The sequence below is a fragment of the Viridibacillus arvi genome (assembly GCF_001274945.1).
In the GTDB taxonomy this organism is placed as follows: domain Bacteria; phylum Bacillota; class Bacilli; order Bacillales_A; family Planococcaceae; genus Viridibacillus; species Viridibacillus arvi.
The window spans coordinates 1-1030 of record NZ_LILB01000013.1 but is presented as its reverse complement, the minus strand read 5'-3'; the positions used below and the strand labels follow the sequence as shown (position 1 = coordinate 1030).

Annotated in this window: 1 pseudogene; it reads left to right on the top strand. The window is 36.7% G+C overall.

Features of this window, described 5'->3' with window-relative positions:
• Positions 1-93 precede the first annotated feature (93 nt).
• Positions 94-1030: pseudogene (locus tag AMD00_RS22535) on the top strand (IS3 family transposase); the annotation flags it as partial.

Below are 1030 nucleotides of genomic sequence, written 5' to 3'. Positions count from 1 at the left end.
GGGACTGACCCCAAATGTATAGACAAATAAAAAAAGCATCTTCGATTGAATTCGGGTTTAGATACCTAAAATTCAATTAGGAGGTGTTTTTTTATGGGAACAAGAGTAAGTTATCCATATGATTTGAAAATGAAGGCTATTGAAATGCGATTAGCAGGTATACCTGTGAAACAGGTTTTAAATGAATTAAATATACGGCATAAAACACAAGTTGAAACCTGGATGCGTTGGTATAAAAACGGAGAATTACATCGATTTGAACAACCTGTTGGTAAACAATATACCTTTGATAAAGGTCCTGTATATGAGAATGAACAAACAAGGTTAGAAGTGGAAAACCGTTATTTAAAACAACAGATTGAGGTTCTAAAAAAGTACGCAGAGTTGGAGAGGAAGTGGTTGGAGAAGTAGCTGTACAGTTAGTAGAAACATTAAAAGAAATAATGAGTGTGAAAGCTATATGTATACACTTAGGAGTTGCACGATCTACCTACTATCGTTGGAAACAAGCATCTACCGATGCCGGATCTCGCCAAGGAATTGAACGACGTATTGGTGAACTCTGTCGTGAACATAAATTTCGATACGGTTATCGGAAAATTACTGCACTCTTACGCCAAGAAATACGAGTGAATCATAAAGTCGTGCAACGCATAATGCAAAAATATGGTTGGCAATGTCGAGTGAAAGTAAAAAAACGTAAACAAACTGGACAACCATACCACATTGCAGATAATATACTAAACCGTAGTTTTGAGGCAACTGCACCTTTACAAAGGCTCGTAACCGATATTACTTACTTGCCATTTGGCCAGAAACAATTGTATCTTTCAAGTATTCAAGATTTATATAATGGCGAGATTATCGCCTTTTCTATCGGTGATTGCCAAGATACTGATTTCGTGTTGAATACCTTATCTCAATTAGATTCTTTACCCGAAGGGTGTACACTGCATAGTGACCAAGGTTCGGTATACACATCTTATCGATATCAACAAGCTGTCAAAGGAAAAGGCATTATCATGAGCAT